The organism is Frankiales bacterium, from assembly GCA_016125335.1.
Taxonomy (GTDB): domain Bacteria; phylum Actinomycetota; class Actinomycetes; order S36-B12; family CAIYMF01; genus Longivirga.
The window spans coordinates 53731-68692 of sequence record WGLY01000008.1; the positions used below are offsets into that span (position 1 = coordinate 53731).

Sequence of the window (14962 nt, forward strand, 5' to 3'; positions counted from 1 at the left end):
CCGGTCCGTCCGTCGACGTCAGCCGGCGAGGAAGGCGCGGGTGCCGATGATGATCCGGGCGTTGTCGCCCGGGTGCAGCCACTGGAGCACCTGGCGCATGTGGGCCCACTGGATCGACACGCACCCCGCGGTGGCGCCGCGGCCGAACGCGTGCAGGAAGATGCCGGCGCCGCGGCCGATCACGGGGTGGGGCCGGTTGAAGTCGACGACGGCCACGTAGTCGTACTGCGAGCCCATGCGCGCGAGGTGCTCGGACCCGTTGTAGCCGTGCGTCGTCACGTGGAAGCCGCCCTGACTGGCCCGGCGCATCTGGTTGTAGTACGCCGAGGTGCGGTCCTCCACCCACCAGTCGTCGTCGGTCACCTTCGTGTAGGGCATCGACGTGCCGGGGTTGGCGCGGCGACCGAAGGCCGTGGTGATCGCGAAGCTGCCCTCGGGGGTGGTGCCCGTCCCCTGCACCCGCCGCCAGCCCGGCACCAGGCCGCCGTAGCCGAGGCGGGCCGGCCACGTGCTCACGCGGTGCCAGCCGGCGCCCGACCGGCGATACAGGGTGAGCAGCGCGACGGTGCTGCGGGTGGACGCCGCGGTGACCACGATGACCTTGCGGACGTCGGCGCGCACGATGCCGCGGTAGGGCGCGGCGCCCGGGATGGCCGGGGCGTAGACGACGGCGGGCACGACGGCCGCGGCGCGCGTCGCGGCGGCCGCCGACGTCGCCGCACGTCCCGGGGCGGACGCCGGCGCGACGCCGGCCGCGGGAGCGGCGGGCAGCGCCGCGAGGCCGGCGAGCAGCGCGACCGCCAGCGTGGTCCGTGCCGTCGTGGTCCGCCGCATACCGCCTCCTCGTCGCGTCCGCCGACCACGGTAACCCGCCGTCCGGGCGGTCCTGCCGCACGCGTCCGCGCCCCGACGTGTCGCCGCCGTACCCGCCGGCGGCGTCAGCGCGCCGGGACCACCGCCCCGGGACGGACGAGGTACATGAGGAACCGTCCGCCCGCGCCGATACCGACGACGGCGGTCGCGGTGAGGTAGTCGCGCTCGGGGGCGACGGTGTCGAACGCGGCCCACGTCTCGGACGTCTCGAGCCGCGCGGCGAGGGTCTGGAGCGGCAGAGGCATCTCGAAGTTCTCCGACAGCGTCAGCCGCAGCGCGCCCCCCGAGCTCGTCGACAGCGGGCCGGCGGAGCGGGTGGTGAGCTCCCAGCGTCCCGAGACGGTGATGGAGCCGCCCCGGCGCTGCCACACGAGGGTCAGGCGGTGCCCGTCGTCGAAGCGCAGCACCGCGCTCGGCGTGCTCCCCGGGTCCCCGGGCAGGCGGGCGAGCGACGGCGCGACGGTCCCGCCGAGCGCGACCACCCACACCGAGCCCACGAGGCCGTCGGGCACCGGCCCGGCGAGCGGATCGCGTGCCACGGACGGCGACGGCGCGGGACCGACAGCCGGCGCGGAGTCCGGCGCGCGCAGGAGCTGGGCGCCCAGGGCCAGGCACACCACGAGGCCGACCGTGCCCGCGAGCGCCCCGACCGCGCGCGAGCGGCGGGCGCGCCGGCGGCCGAGCTCCCGGACCTCCGCGGCCGGCGGTCCCGGCTCGCGGACGACCGGCACGGCGGCCTCGAGCAGCTCACGGGTGGAGGACATCGGGCACCTCGATTCGCGCGACGGCGGGCACGGCGGTCGGTCGCGCCCTCGACGGGTCGGTTGCGGACGGGGGGACCGGCGCGGGTGCGCCGGGCGCCGGCCGAGGCGGCGGGTCGGGCGGTTCGGCCAGGAGCCGGGCGAGTGCCGTGCGGGCCCGCGCGAGCCGGGACTTCACCGTGCCGCGCGGCACGCGCAGCGACGCCGCGATCTCCTCGACGCCGAGGTCGCACAGCTCGTGCAGCACCAGCACGGCGCGGTGCTCGGGCGACAGGGCGGCCAACGCCTGCCGCACCGCGACGACCTCCGCCGTGCCCACGGGGGCCACGACGTCGTCCACCGCGACCCGCGGTGCGGCGCGCCGGGCCGTCACGAGCCGGCGCCAGTGGCTCACGCACCGCCGGTAGGCCACGGTGCGCACCCAGCTCTCCGGGTCGTCGTACTCGGCGATGCGGTCCCACTGCTGCCAGGCGCGGATGTAGGCGTCCTGGAGCGCGTCCGCCGCCTGCTCGCGGTCGAGCGTCACGAGCGTGAGCTGCTGGAGCAGCCGGGGGCGCGTCCGCGCGTAGAAGGAGTCGAACTCGAGCTCGGCTCTCATGGCGCCTCCCCTCACCCGCAGACACGCGGTGGGCGGCAGTCCGGTTCCCTCGCGGCGCCAGTGTGCTCCCGGGCGCGGCGGCGCGACGGGGGATCGACCGGCGACGGGCGCAGCGAGAGGCGGGCATCCTCCCGGGACGTCCGCCTCTCGCCGCACATCGTAGGCGAGCGTGCCCCGCCGTGGGCGGGCGGGCTCACGTGAGCCGGCGGCCGCCACGGGTGGTGCGGAACCCGCCGGCCACCCGCTGCCGCTCGCGCGGCAACCCACCCCGTGGCATCCGTAACATCAGGAACGAGGCCGTTGCCTGCTCCTGCGAGGAGGGGACGCCGTGACCGCGTCAGGGTCGGAGGACCGCATCCGGGTCTTCCTCGTGGATCCCTGCGAGGTGGTGCGCCGTGGGCTGACGTGCCTGCTGGACGCCGAGCCGGATCTCGTGGTGTGCGGTGAGGCGTCGCGTGCGGCAGACGCTCTGCGCCTGGTGCCCGCCGCGCGACCGGACGTGGTGATCCTCGACATCCGCCTCCCCGACGTCTCGGGGGTCGAGCTGTGCCGCGAGATGCAGGCGCGGCACCCGCAGGTCGCCCTGGTGGTCCTCACGGGGGAGGACGACCAGGACTCCGTGGTGGATGCGATCGAGGCGGGTGCGGCCGGCTTCCTGCTGAAGCAGGTGCGCGGCGCGACCATCGTCGACGCCGTGCGCAGGGGCGCTGCCGGGGAGTCCACCCTCGACCCCGCGGTGACCCGGCGGGTGCTCGACCAGGTGCGCCACGCCTCCTCGACGACGGAGGTCGACCAGCTCACGGCCCAGGAGCAGCGGATCCTGCACCTGATCGGGGAGGGCATGACCAACCGGGAGATCGCCGACTCGTTGTTCCTGGCCGAGAAGACGGTGAAGAACTACGTGTCGTCGATCTTCGCGAAGCTGGGGCTGCACCGGCGCACGCAGGCCGCGGTGTTCGCCGTCAGGCACCCTGACTGAGCTGGTCGGGCGCTCGGTGCGACGCCGGCTCCCACGGCTCCCGGCGTTGCTCGATGAGCAGGCGCGCCAGCTGCTCGGCCCGGACGGGGAGCTCGTCCGGTGTCGGGTTGCCGACGCGGGCCAGGTGGACGGCCCGCGAGACGCACCGCAGCACACCACCCGCCGGCATGTCGCGGTACTCGCGCGCCAGTCGCTCCGCGAGCGCGAGCAGCTCCTCCCGCCGCTCGTCCGCGCGGCGCGAGGCCGCCACCAGGGATGCCGCCATGCATCGCCTCCGTCCATCGCGAGGTCGGACGACCAGCGTGGGATGCCGGGGGCGCGGCGGGCAGGGCCATAGGTCCCGTGTCGGGCAGGCCCCATGGGGTCGTTCCCTGGTCCGCGCCGGCGGTCGCGCCCGGGTGCCGCTCCCACCGTGTGGGCTGCTCGGTCGTTCTGACCAAGAACAGTTCTGGGTCAGATATATCCTGCGGGCATGAGCCCTGCCTCCGGCCGCTCGGTCGGCGACGCGACGACGCTCGCCGGTCTCGTGACCCGGCTGCGGCGCGCCTTGCGCTCCGGCGTCCGCAGCGAGATCCCGTGGGAGCGGCTGCCCATGGCACAGGTGGAGCTGCTCCAGCGGCTCGAGGAGGAACCCGGCCTGCGCGTGGGGGAGCTGGCCGGCCGCCAGCACCTGGCCACGAACACCGTGAGCACGCTGGTGCAGCAGATGGTCGAGGCCGGCCTGGTCGAGCGCAGTCCCGACGCCGCCGACCGGCGGGTGCTGGTGGTGACTGCCACGAGTGCCGGCCGGAGCGCGTTGCGCGACTGGCAGCGGGCGAACGCACGGCGGATCGAGGCCGGTCTTCGTGCGCTCGATCCGGCCGAGCGCGAGTCGCTCACCCGCGCCATCCCCGCGCTCACCCGGTTCGTCGAGGCGCTCGAGGCGCAGGGGGCGGACTCCTCGCCCTCCGCCACCCGCCCACAGCGCAGGCCGGTACCCGAGGCGCGAGGCACGGAGTCCTCGGCCTCCGCCGCCCGCACTCGGCGCGGATCCAGCCCGAGCTCGTGAGGGCGCGCATGCCGTGGGCGACAGGGCGAGAGCGCCACGCCGGCCCCGGACCCGGTCGTGACGGCCGGGCCGGGCGCCTCGCGCGACTCCTCGTCGGCGCGGTGCTCACGGGGATCGTGGCGGGCCTCGGCGGCGTGCTGCTGCTGTCGCTGCTGCACCTGGTCCAGCACGTGGCGTTCGGCTACACCGAGGAGTCGTTCCTCGCCGGCGTCGAGCAGGCGAGCGCGCAGCGGCGCATCGTGGCGCTGACGGTCGGCGGCGCCGTCGTCGGCATCGGCTGGTGGATCCACCGCAGCATCGTGCGGTCGACGGTGTCGGTCACCCACGCCCTGCACTCCGGCACGGCGCGCATGGCGATCGGCCCCGTCGCCAGCGACGGCGTGCTTCAGGTGGTGGCCGTCGGCGCGGGCGCCTCGCTCGGTCGCGAGGGTGCGCCGCGCGAGCTGGGGGCGGCCTTCGGCGGCAGGATCGGCGCCTGGCTGGGCGTGTCGCTCGCGGACCGTCGCCTGCTGCTGGCGGCCGGTGCCGGCGCGGGGCTGGCCGCCGTCTACAACGTGCCCCTGAGCGGCACGGTGTTCGCGCTCGAGGCGCTGCTGCTCAGCGCCCGGCCGCGCGCGGTCGTCGTCGCGGCGCTGAGCAGCGCCAGCGCCACCGCCACCACCTACGCGCTGCTGGGCCGGGAGCAGACCTACCAACTCCCCGCGCTCGCGCTCTCGCCCGGCCTGGTCGCGGCGGCCGTCGTCGTCGGAGTGCTCGCCGCCCTGGGCGCACAGCCGTTCCGCGCGTCGATGACCCATGCGCGCACCCACGCCCCTCGCGGCTGGCGCTCGGCGGTGGCCATCCCGGTCGCGTTCGCGGCGACCGGCGTCCTCGCGATCGCCTACCCCGAGATCCTGGGCAACGGCAAGGCGCTGGCCCAGGGCCTGTTCTCCTCGCCCGCGACGGCGGCCCTCGCGGCCGGGTTCGTGATCGCGAAGCCCACGGCCACCTGGCTGTGCCTGCGCGCAGGCGCCATCGGCGGCCTGCTCACCCCGGCGTTCGCCACGGGCGCGGCGCTGGGCGCGCTCGTGGCCGCGCTCTGGGGGATCGGCGACCGCGGCAGCGAGACGGCGGAGCTCGCGCTGCTGGGCGCCGCCGCGTTCCTCGCCGTCGCCCAGCGCATCCCCGTGACCGCAGGGCTGCTCGCCCTCGAGTTCACCCACATCGGGCTGGGCTTCGTGCCGCTGCTCGCGCTCACCGTCGCCGTCAGCTGGCTCGTCGGACGCGGCGCCCGGCGCGTGCACCCGCTCTCCTGGCCGCCCGTCACGCGCGTGCGCGCCGCCGTCGGCGCGCGCCGGCACACCGCGGAAGGGCCGGCGACGACCGACCAGCCCGACGACGCCGACCCGGCGTCCGGAACCGGTACGCACGGCCGCGCCTGACACCCAGTCCGGCTCCCGCAGCAACTGGTGACGCGGAGGAGCCCGCACGGCCACGCGAGATGCGCGGCTCGTGCGGGCTCCGTCCTCGTGAGCGAGGCGCCCGGATCCCCGACCAAGTCAGGGACCGGCGGGATCACACGTCGTAGTAGAGCTCGAACTCGTGGGGGTGCGGGCGCAGGGCGATGGGGGCGATCTCCGCGCTGCGCTTGTAGTCGATCCAGGTCTCGATGAGGTCCTCGGTGAACACGCCGCCCTCGGCGAGGTAGGCGTGATCGTCCTCGAGGCGGTCGATGACCGCGGCGAGGCTGCCCGGCACCTGCGGGATCGAGGCGGCCTCGTCCGGCGGGAGGTCGTAGAGGTCCTTGTCGACCGGCGCCGGCGGCTCGATCTTGTTCTTGATGCCGTCGAGGCCGGCCATGAGCATCGCCGCGAAGGCGAGGTAGGGGTTGCCCGACGGGTCCGGCACGCGGAACTCGATGCGCTTGGCCTTGGGGTTGGTGCCCGTCACCGGCACGCGCACGCAGGCGGAGCGGTTGCGCGCGGAGTAGACCAGGTTGACCGGTGCCTCGTAGCCCGGCACCAGGCGGTGGTAGGAGTTCACCGTCGGGTTGGTGAAGGCCAGCAGCGACGGCGCGTGGTGCAGCAGGCCGCCGACGTACCAGCGCGCGGTGTCGGACAGGCCGCCGTAGCCCAGCTCGTCGTAGAACAGCGGCTCGCCGCCCTTCCAGAGCGACTGGTGGCAGTGCATGCCCGAGCCGTTGTCGCCGAAGAGCGGCTTCGGCATGAAGGTCGCGGTCTTGCCTGCGCGCCAGGCGACGTTCTTCACGACGTACTTGAACAGCTGCACCTTGTCGGCGGAGCGGCTCAGCGAGTCGAAGCGGTAGTTGATCTCGGCCTGGCCGCCGGTGCCCACCTCGTGGTGCGAGCGCTCGACCTGGAGGCCGAGGGCGTCGAGCGCCACGCAGATCTCGTCACGCAGGTCGGCGTAGTGGTCGGTCGGCGGGACGGGGAAGTAGCCGCCCTTGTAGCGGGTCTTGTAGCCGCGGTTGCCGCCGTCCTCGATGCGCCCGCTGTTCCAGGCGCCCTCGATGGAGTCGATGTGGTAGTAGCCCTCGTTCTGCTTGGTCTCGAAGCGGACGTCGTCGAAGATGTAGAACTCGGCCTCGGGGGCGAAGAACGCGGTGTCGGCGATGCCGGTGGAGGCCATGTAGGCCTCGGCCTTCGCGGCGACCTGGCGCGGGTCGCGGCTGTAGGGCTCGTTGGTGTACGGGTCGACGATCGAGAAGTTCAGCGCGAGCGTCTTCTCCTTGCGGAACGGGTCGACGAAGGCCGTCGAGACGTCCGGGATGAGCTTCATGTCGGACTCGTTGATCGCCTGGAAGCCGCGGATCGACGAGCCGTCGAACATCTGGCCCTCGGTGAAGAAGTCCTCGCCGACGGACTGGGCGGGCACGTTGAAGTGCTGCTGCACGCCAGGAAGGTCGGTGAAGCGGACATCGACGAAGGCGACGCCCTCGTCCTTGATGAACCGCATGACCTCGTCAGCGTTGTTGAACATCCGTTCCTCCTCGAGGTGTCCCGGCTCTCCCGGTGACGTGGCGCCGCGCCGGCCGCGACGGGCTCGCCGCGGCGTCTGCGGGAAACCTAGGCCGCGGGGGTTTCCCGTCGGTGTCCCGTTTGTTTCCGCTGTGTTTCCGACCGTGACGCCCAGGCGTTGCGCCGCCCGAGCCCTGCTCCGACTGCTCCGACGTGGGCACCGTACTCCCGGCCGCCCGGCACGCCCCGACCGGGCACCCGGCCCGGGCGGCCGGCGCGACGGCTCCGCGGATCAGGGCCCGCCCGCCTCGAACCGGTAGCCGAGCCCCGGCGCGGTGATGAGGTAGCGCGGCCGGCTCGGGTCGGGCTCGAGCTTGCGCCGCAGCGTCGCGAGGTACACGCGCAGGTAGTTCGTCTGCGACTCGTACGCCGGCCCCCACACCTCGCGCAGCAGGTCCGCTCCCGGCACCAGCAGGCCGTCGGCCCGCACGAGCACCTCCAGCACGCCCCACTCGGTGGGCGTCAGGTGGATCTCCCGGCCCGAGGCGCCGGTGACCGTCTTGCGGCCCAGGTCCACCACGAAGTCGTCGGTGCGCACCAGCCCGGCGCCGCCCGCCGGCCCGGCGCGGCGCTGGGCGGCGCGCAACCGGGCGAGCAGCTCCTCCACCCCGAACGGCTTGGTGAGGTAGTCGTCGGCGCCGGCGTCGAGCGCCGTCACCTTGTCGCGCTGGTCGCGGCGGGCCGAGAGCACCACGACCGGTACGTCGCTGACCGCACGGATCCGCTCGAGCACGACCAGGCCGTCGAGGTCGGGGAGGCCGAGGTCGAGCACGACGGCGTCCAGGCGCGACCCCTGCACCCGGGTGACGGCGTCCGCGCCGGTGGCCACCGGGTGCACGGAGTAGCCGCGGGAGCGCAGTGTGAGCGTGAGCGCCCGGCGCAGCTGGTCGTCGTCCTCGACGACGAGCAGGTCGGTCACGGCGCACCGCCGGCCAGCGGGAGGCGCACGCGCACGGTCAGCCCGCCGCCCGGCGTCTCGAGGAACTCCAGCCCCGCGTCCATGGCCCGGCAGAACCCGCGCACGATGTCCAGGCCGAGCCCGGCGCCGGCGTCGGCCCGGCGCCGCGCCGTGGTGCGGTCCGGCACCGCGCCCGGCCCCGGCCCGTGGTCGACGACGTCGAGCTCGACACCGTCGTCGGACGCCGCGGCCCGCACGAGCACGGGTGCGCCGTCCGCAGGCGCGCCGTGGCGCAGCGCGTTGGACACCAGGTTGTCCACGATGCGCTCGAGCAGGACGGGGTCGCACTGCACGAGCGGGAGGGTGTCGCTCACGTCCACCTCGACCTCGTGGCCGGAGCGGCGCGCGAGCAGGGCCGCGGCCACGACGGCGTCCACCGCCGTGGGCTCGGCCACCACCGCGACGACGCCGGCCTCCAGACGGCTCATGTCGAGGAGGTTGGTGATGAGCTCGGACAGCCGCGACGTGGAGGCGTCCACGGTGTCGAGCAGCTCGCGGCGCAGGTCCTCGTCGAGCCGCCCGTCGGGCTCGAGCAGCGCGTCGACGGCCACCCGCAGCCCGGCCAGCGGGGTGCGCAGGTCGTGCCCCACGCTGGCGAGCAGCGCCGTGCGCGCCGCGTCGACCGCGGCGAGCTGCTCGGCCCGACGGCGCTCCACCTCCATGCGGTCGCCCTCGTAGGCGCGGACCACCGCCGAGGCCAGGCTGGCGACGTACTGGGGGTCCTCCGCGAGGCGCGCCGGCCCCTGCCCGACGAGCCGGTAGCCGCCCTGCACGGCGACGTCGAGCGTCGTGCGGTCCGGCGACGGTCCGCCGACGACCAGCAGGTCCGCGGGCGCACCGGCGTCGTCGCCCACGAGGGCCAGGTGGTCGAGCTCGAGGGCGAGCCGGAGCCGTTCGAGCGCGTCCCGCGCGCCGGTGGCGCTGTCCTTGGCCACGAGCTCGCCGATGAGGGCGGCGCGCTCCTCGCTGCGCGCGGCCCGCGCGCGCACCCGGGCGTTGACCTCCACGAGCACCGACGCGACCCCCGCGACGAGCGCGAACACCACGAGCGCCACGAGGTTGTCGGGGCTGGCCACCTCGAAGGTGCCGAAGGGCGGCACCAGGTACCAGTTCACCAGCACCACGGCGGCCAGCCCGGTGACGACGCCGAGCACCGGACCGGTCACGAGGGCCAGGGCCAGCACCACCGCCAGCAGGACGAGCAGCGCGACGGTGAGGTCCACGGGTGCCTGCGACTGGGCCAGGAGGACGGCCACCCAGATCAGCCCGATGCCAATCGTCGCCACGAGGACTCGGGTGCCCCGGGACGCGCGGATCCGCGACCACGGGCCGGCTCCGGCGCTCACGCGAGGGAGTGTGTCACCGCAGGGCCCCCGCAGGCGCCGCCGGAGTGCCGGCGGCGTCGTCGACGAGCAGCGGCACGGCCACGACGATGACGCCGCGCTCGCGCCGCAGCCGCACGTGCAGGCGCAGGGCGCTCTGGTTGTGCAGCAGCGCCTCCCACCAGTGCCCCGGCACGTACTCGGGGATGTAGACGGCCACCATGTCGCGCGGGCTCTCGCGCCGCACGCGTCGCACGTACTCGAGCACGGGCGCGGTGAGGTCGCGGTACGGCGACTCCAGCGACACCAGCGGCACCGGGATCCGCCGGTCGCTCCACGCCTTCTGCAGCGCCTCGGACTCCGCGTCGTCGGACTCGACGTGCAGCGCGACGAGCGTGTCCGGCCGCGACGCGCGCGCGAAGGCCAGCGCCTGCATCGCGGGCGCGTGCAGCCGGGAGACCAGCACCACCGCGTGGACGCGGCTGGGCAGCCGCACGCCGCCGGGGGAGGGGGCCAGGCGCTCGTCGGTGCGGCGGTAGTGCCGGTGGATCGCGACCATCATCGTGAAGAACAGCGGGATCGCGATGATGACGAGCCAGGCGCCGTGGGTGAACTTGGTGACCACAACGATGAGCAGCACCAGCCCGGTCACGAGCGCGCCGACGGCGTTGACCGCGCGCGAGCGCAGCATGGGCCCCCGCTCCTGCCCCGTGGCCGTGCGCAGCTGCGCCGTCCAGCGCTTCACCATGCCGGCCTGCGAGATCGTGAACGAGAGGAAGACGCCGATGATGTACAGCTGCACCAGCCGCGTGACGCTCGCGTCGAACGCCACGATCAGCAGCGCAGAGGCGGCGGCCAGCACGAGGATCCCGTTGCTGAACACCAGCCGGTCGCCGCGACGCCCGAACTGACGCGGCAGGTAGCCGTCGCGGCCGAGCACCGAGCCCATGATGGGGAAGCTGTTGTACGCCGTGTTCGCCGCGAGGACGAGGATCGCCGTCGTGAAGATCTGCAGGGCGTAGAAGCCCAGCGAGCCCGCACCGAACACCGCCTGCCCCAGCTGCGCCAGCACCGTGGGCTGCGCGGCGTCGGCCGGAAGCCCGAGCGTGGCGTTGTCCTCCGAGATGCGCACGCCCGTGCGCACGGCCAGGAACGTGACGCCGCCGAACATCGTGACGGCGAGGGCCCCCATGGCCAGCAGCACGCCGGCCGCGTTGCGCGCCTTGGGCGGGCGGAAGTAGGGCACGCCGTTGGACACCGCCTCGACCCCGGTGAGCGCGGTGCAGCCCGAGGCGAAGGCACGCAGCAGCAGGAACACTGCGGTCGCCCCCGAGACTCCGGCGGCGTGGACGTCGAGCGTCGAGGACTCCGCCACGACGTCCTGGCCGAGGGCCAGCCGCACCCCGCCGACGACGACGAGGAGCAGGACGCTGCCGACGAACAGGTAGGTCGGCGCGGCGAAGGCCCGGCCGGACTCGCGGATCCCGCGCAGGTTGACGACGGTGAGCACCACGACGAGCGCGAGGCTCAGGGCGACCGCGTGCGGCCCGAGCGCCGGGAAGGCGGAGGCGAAGTTGGCCACGCCGGAGGTCACCGACACCGCCACCGTGAGGATGTAGTCGACGACGAGCGCGCTTGCCGCCACCAGGGCCGTGCGCTGGCCGAACTGGTCGCGGGCCACGGCGTACGCCCCGCCGCCGCCGGGGTAGGCGTGCACGGTGCGCCGGTAGGAGGTGACGACCACGACGAGCAGGGCCACCACGGCGAGCGCGATCGTCGGCGTCCAGGCCAGGGCGGCCGAGCCGCCGAGGACCAGCACGAGCAGGATCTCGTCGGTGGCGTAGGCGACGCTCGAGAGCGGGTCGCTGCAGAAGACCGGCAGGGCCAGCCGCTTGCTGAGCAGGGTGTGGTCGGACAGGGCGGTGTCGATCGGCGTCCCCACGAGGGCGCGCTTGAGCAGGCTCACGGATCCGTCGTACGCCGGGGTCGGACCGCGGCGCCACGAGCCTTGACGCCGCCTTGACGAGCCCAGAAGGACGTTGACGCCGCCTTGACGCGGCGGGCCGGCCCCACGCCGCGGTGGCGCGAGCGGTGAGGCGGACGCCGCCGCGGCGCGGCGGGCCCGGCGGTGCCGGGCGCGGCGGCGGCGCCTAGCCTGGCCGGGTGGCACGCGAGGACGGCCCTGCGACGCAGGGGCAGGAGGGCACCGGCGACGGGCAGGACGCACCGCGGGTGCGGATGACGCGCGAGGACCTCGGCTCGTGGCTGTCAGGACCGTCGTCGGTGACGGGCATCGGCCAGGACTACCGCGGCCAGCGGCTCGGTCTGCCCGAGGAGGGCACGGGGTCGCTCGCGGGCTGGGGCCGGCGGCTGGCAGCGCTGCTCGTCGACTGGATCGCCTGCCTGCTGCTCGTCCGCCTGTTCGTGCCGGGCATCGACTACGGCACGTCGGCGTCGAGCCTGGTGACGCTCGGGTTCTTCCTCGCCGAGCTCACGCTCTTCACGTGGGTGGCCGGGGCGTCCTTCGGCCAGCGCCTGCTCGGCCTCGCCGTGGTGCGCCTCGACGGCGGCCGGGTGGGGCTGCTGCGGGCGTTCGCGCGCAGCGTGCAGATCTGCCTGCTCGTGCCGCCGCTGGTGTGGGACCGCGACGGCCGCGGCCTGCACGACCGCTCCGTGGGCACCGCGGTCGTCCGCCGCTGACCCGTCGGGCCGTCGCGTCATGTCACTGGTGAAACGGTCGTCTCCCGGGGCGGGAAGCGACCGTTTCACCAGTGACGTCGGTCAGAGGGGGAGCGTGGCGAGGTCGCGCTCGACCACCTCGCGGTTGTCCGGGTCGGGCTCGAGGGCCAGCTGCTCCACCGCGCGCGCCTTCCAGGCGGCGGCCGCCGCGCGGTCGCCGGCCACGACGTGGGCGCGGGCCAGCGCCTCGTACGCCGAGGCCGTCAGCCACGGCTCGTCGGCGAGCCGCTGCGCCCGGTCCCGGCAGCGCCGCGCGTGCACGAGCGCGGGCTCGGCGCGGCCGAGCACGGCGTAGACCCGGGCGAGCTGCCAGTCGCCGATGGCGAGCTCGCGCGCACCTCCGACCGAGCGCCAGTGGTAGCGGCTCGCGTGGGCGGCGTCGACGAGCTCCTCGTCGTCGTCGGCCGAGCGCGACGGCTGGTCGAGCAGCTCCCACACCCGGTTGAACAGCCCGACCGCCAGGGCACGCCGGGTGGCCTCGTCGAGCTCGCTGCCCGGGGTCGTGGTCATGGGCGTCTCCTCGTGGTCGTGAGGTGGGCGGGCACGAGCGGATTCTGCCCGCCACGCCGGCCCGAGGTCCCGGGTCTCCCGAGGGCGACCCGAGCCCACCCGCATCGGTCGGCGCCGGGCGCCTGAGAGGATCGGGGCGTGGCGGAGACGGCGGACACCGGCGACGTGCTGCTCGCCCCCCGGGTGGACGAGGCCGACGCCCTCACCCCGCGGGGCCGCCTGGCCGCCCGGATGCGCCTGGTGGCGCGCGAGGGCGACGTCGTGTGGCACCTCGGCGACACCGAGCAGGAGTGGACCCTGCCCGACCAGCCGCGGCGCGAGGGCACGCCGGTGCTGGCGGCCGTGGAGTACGCCGACACCTGGCGGCCCGGGCAGCGCGGCGTGCTCCTCCCCGAGGGCTACCTGCTGCTCGTCGCCGACGACGGCACCCCGCTGGCCCGGCTCGCCCGGGTGAGCACGTTCGACCGCGACCTGTACTCCGAGCGCGACCTGCGCCGGATCTGGCCGGACCCGGTGTTCGACCGCCTGCTGGCGCGAGGAGTGGTGCGCCGCACGGTGCAGTACGCCGACACCCGCGAGCTCAACCGGGCGCGGCCCGGAGCGGTGCCGCCCACGAGGTCGATGGTGTTCAGCGGCAGGTCCGTGGCCGTGGGCTGGGTGATCGCGCTGGTGGTGCTGCTCGTGGCCATCCTGATCGCCCGGCGCGGCTGACCGCCGCGACGGGTCACATCTTGGGGAGCCGGGCGCCCTTCGGCAGCGGGCCCTTGGGCACCGGGATCGGCGTGGCGGTGAGGGCGTCGAGGCGGCGGCGCACCGCGGTGACCTGCGCCGGCTTGAGGTTGCGCGGCAGCTTCATCACCTCGCGCTGCAGCTTGCGCAGCGGCACCTGGCCCGGCTCGTTGCCGGCCTGGATCTCGTAGATCGGCGTCTCCCCGACGAAGCGGGCGTGCCGCTTGTGCTCGTTGGCCAGCAGGTTGGCCGCGCGCGACGCGGGCGCCTCGGACACCAGGATCACCCCGGGCCGGCCGAGCACGCGGTGGACGAAGTCCTGGTTCTTGGTCACCGACACCGCGGGCGTGACGAACCAGCCGCTGCGCAGCGCGGTGAGCACGGACGCCGCGGCACCCACCTGGCCCTCGACGGAGTTGTACGCCGCGGTCTCGGCGCGCCGGCCGAACAGGTAGGTGGCCGCGAGGGTGGCGACGAGGATCCCGATGAAGGTCCAGAACCACACGAGGTGGCTCAGGACGCCGATGACGACGAAGACGGCGAGCGGGAGCAGGAAGGCACCCAGCAGCACCCACGGCAGGGCCGGGTCGGCCCGGCGGGTGAGCGAGTAGGTCTCGCGGATCTGGGCGATGCGGCCGCCGCGGCGCGGGGCTGGCGCGGAACTGCTCACGGGTGCGTGCTCCGGGGTCGGGGGAGGACCGGGGTCCTGACGTCGGGCCTCCACCCTAGGTTCTCCCGGTGCGCGGGCCCAACCGCAGCGGGACTCCGGCCGCGTCGGCGGGGCCCGTCGAGGGCCGACGTGGGCGGTTCCGCCGCGTGCGGGGCCGCCGACGCGGCGCGGGCGCCCTCCCGCGCACGGCGGGGGCGGCGTCCCGGGCGCCGCAGGGGTCAGCGGCGGATCTCGCAGACGTCGCCGACGCGCACCTCGCCCGGGTGCTCCACCCAGCCGGTCACCCCGCGCTTGTGGATCGCGGCCTTGGGGAAGGCGGTGGCCGGCGTGCCGTGCACCGCCTCCACCAGGGCGCCCGCCACCGTGCAGGGGTCGTTCTCGCCCCCGAGCACGAGCACGGCGCCGCCCCGCGGGAACACCAGACGCGTCATGGGCGGCAGCGCGGTGAGGCCGGCGGCTCCCGAGAGGTAGACGTTGTCGGCGATCAGGCCGGGTGCCAGCGCCTCGACGCCGAGCGCCGCGGCCACCTCCGCGAGCTCGGCGGCCTCCACGAGCGACACCTGGCGGTGGTTGCGGATCTCGGTGCCCCGCTCGTAGTGCGGGCGCTGGCGCGAGTCCGACCGCATGGTGAGGCCGTGGTGGCGGTCGCCCACCGGGCCGCCCCAGTCGAGCACGAGCGGGTCGACGGGCACGGGCACCTCGGCGTCCGCAGGCCACACGTGCAGGCCGACGACGGTGGCCTCGGGGTAGGGGCGCAC

At 75.1% G+C, this 14962-nt stretch carries 16 protein-coding genes; 5 read left to right on the forward strand and 11 right to left on the reverse strand.

Features of this window, described 5'->3' with window-relative positions; all coding sequences use genetic code 11:
• Positions 1 to 18: 18 nt before the first annotated feature.
• The 3 genes from GC157_05290 to GC157_05300 all read right to left on the reverse strand — a co-directional run bounded on the left by GC157_05290 (position 19) and on the right by GC157_05300 (position 2232).
• A complete protein-coding gene (locus tag GC157_05290) occupies positions 19 to 834 on the reverse strand; it encodes a L,D-transpeptidase family protein (protein MBI1376881.1) in 816 nt (271 codons plus the stop codon).
• Between the two features lie 104 nt (positions 835 to 938).
• On the reverse strand, positions 939 to 1637 hold the full coding sequence (locus tag GC157_05295) for a hypothetical protein (GenBank protein ID MBI1376882.1): 699 nt from the start codon (positions 1635 to 1637) through the stop codon (positions 939 to 941).
• The gene (locus GC157_05300; protein MBI1376883.1) at positions 1621 to 2232 is read right to left on the reverse strand and encodes a sigma-70 family RNA polymerase sigma factor; all 612 of its coding nucleotides are present in this window, start codon (positions 2230 to 2232) and stop codon (positions 1621 to 1623) included. The genes GC157_05295 and GC157_05300 overlap by 17 nt, the downstream gene beginning before the upstream one ends.
• Positions 2233 to 2560: 328 nt before the next feature.
• Here GC157_05300 and GC157_05305 point away from each other — a divergent pair, with 328 nt between their 5' ends.
• Positions 2561 to 3211, forward strand: a complete 651-nt coding sequence (locus GC157_05305) for a response regulator (protein MBI1376884.1) — start codon at positions 2561 to 2563, stop codon at positions 3209 to 3211.
• Here GC157_05305 and GC157_05310 read toward each other — a convergent pair.
• Positions 3195 to 3476 (reverse strand): hypothetical protein, encoded by a 282-nt coding sequence (locus GC157_05310; protein MBI1376885.1) that lies wholly within the window; start codon positions 3474 to 3476, stop codon positions 3195 to 3197. The genes GC157_05305 and GC157_05310 overlap by 17 nt on opposite strands.
• A 207-nt stretch (positions 3477 to 3683) precedes the next feature.
• On the opposite strand from GC157_05310, the gene GC157_05315 reads away from it, so the two are divergent.
• Positions 3684 to 4259 carry a MarR family transcriptional regulator gene (locus GC157_05315; GenBank protein ID MBI1376886.1) on the forward strand — a complete coding sequence of 192 codons (576 nt, stop codon included), beginning with the start codon at positions 3684 to 3686 and terminating at the stop codon, positions 4257 to 4259.
• An 8-nt stretch (positions 4260 to 4267) separates the two neighbouring features.
• Positions 4268 to 5680, forward strand: coding sequence for a chloride channel protein (locus tag GC157_05320; protein ID MBI1376887.1), 1413 nt, complete (start codon positions 4268 to 4270; stop codon positions 5678 to 5680).
• Between the two features lie 133 nt (positions 5681 to 5813).
• Here GC157_05320 and glnA read toward each other — a convergent pair whose 3' ends face one another.
• From glnA to GC157_05340, 4 genes are all read right to left on the reverse strand, one after another.
• On the reverse strand, positions 5814 to 7238 hold the full coding sequence (gene glnA, locus GC157_05325; GenBank protein ID MBI1376888.1) for a type I glutamate--ammonia ligase: 1425 nt from the start codon (positions 7236 to 7238) through the stop codon (positions 5814 to 5816).
• Positions 7239 to 7508: 270 nt separating this feature from the next.
• Positions 7509 to 8195 carry a response regulator gene (locus GC157_05330; GenBank protein MBI1376889.1) on the reverse strand — a complete coding sequence of 229 codons (687 nt, stop codon included), beginning with the start codon at positions 8193 to 8195 and terminating at the stop codon, positions 7509 to 7511.
• A complete protein-coding gene (locus GC157_05335; GenBank protein MBI1376890.1) occupies positions 8192 to 9580 on the reverse strand; it encodes a DUF4118 domain-containing protein in 1389 nt (462 codons plus the stop codon). Before GC157_05335 ends, GC157_05330 begins: the two co-directional genes overlap by 4 nt.
• Positions 9581 to 9593: 13 nt before the next feature.
• Complete coding sequence (locus tag GC157_05340) at positions 9594 to 11522, reverse strand: amino acid permease (GenBank protein ID MBI1376891.1); 1929 nt, start codon at positions 11520 to 11522, stop codon at positions 9594 to 9596.
• Positions 11523 to 11794: 272 nt separating this feature from the next.
• On the opposite strand from GC157_05340, the gene GC157_05345 reads away from it, so the two are divergent.
• Entirely contained in the window at positions 11795 to 12256 is a 462-nt protein-coding gene (locus GC157_05345) for an RDD family protein (protein MBI1376892.1), read from the forward strand.
• Positions 12257 to 12337: 81 nt separating this feature from the next.
• Here GC157_05345 and GC157_05350 read toward each other — a convergent pair whose 3' ends face one another.
• Positions 12338 to 12805 carry a hypothetical protein gene (locus tag GC157_05350; protein ID MBI1376893.1) on the reverse strand — a complete coding sequence of 156 codons (468 nt, stop codon included), beginning with the start codon at positions 12803 to 12805 and terminating at the stop codon, positions 12338 to 12340.
• Positions 12806 to 12943: 138 nt separating this feature from the next.
• Here GC157_05350 and GC157_05355 point away from each other — a divergent pair, with 138 nt between their 5' ends.
• Positions 12944 to 13516: a hypothetical protein gene (locus GC157_05355; protein ID MBI1376894.1), complete on the forward strand. Its 573-nt coding sequence runs from the start codon at positions 12944 to 12946 to the stop codon at positions 13514 to 13516.
• A 13-nt stretch (positions 13517 to 13529) separates the two neighbouring features.
• On the opposite strand, the gene GC157_05360 is transcribed toward GC157_05355, so the two are convergent.
• Together GC157_05360 and GC157_05365 are read right to left on the reverse strand one after the other, a co-directional pair.
• Positions 13530 to 14204 (reverse strand): DUF4191 family protein, encoded by a 675-nt coding sequence (locus GC157_05360; protein ID MBI1376895.1) that lies wholly within the window; start codon positions 14202 to 14204, stop codon positions 13530 to 13532.
• 218 nt (positions 14205 to 14422) lie between these two features.
• Positions 14423 to 14962: a hypothetical protein gene (locus GC157_05365; GenBank protein MBI1376896.1), complete on the reverse strand. Its 540-nt coding sequence runs from the start codon at positions 14960 to 14962 to the stop codon at positions 14423 to 14425.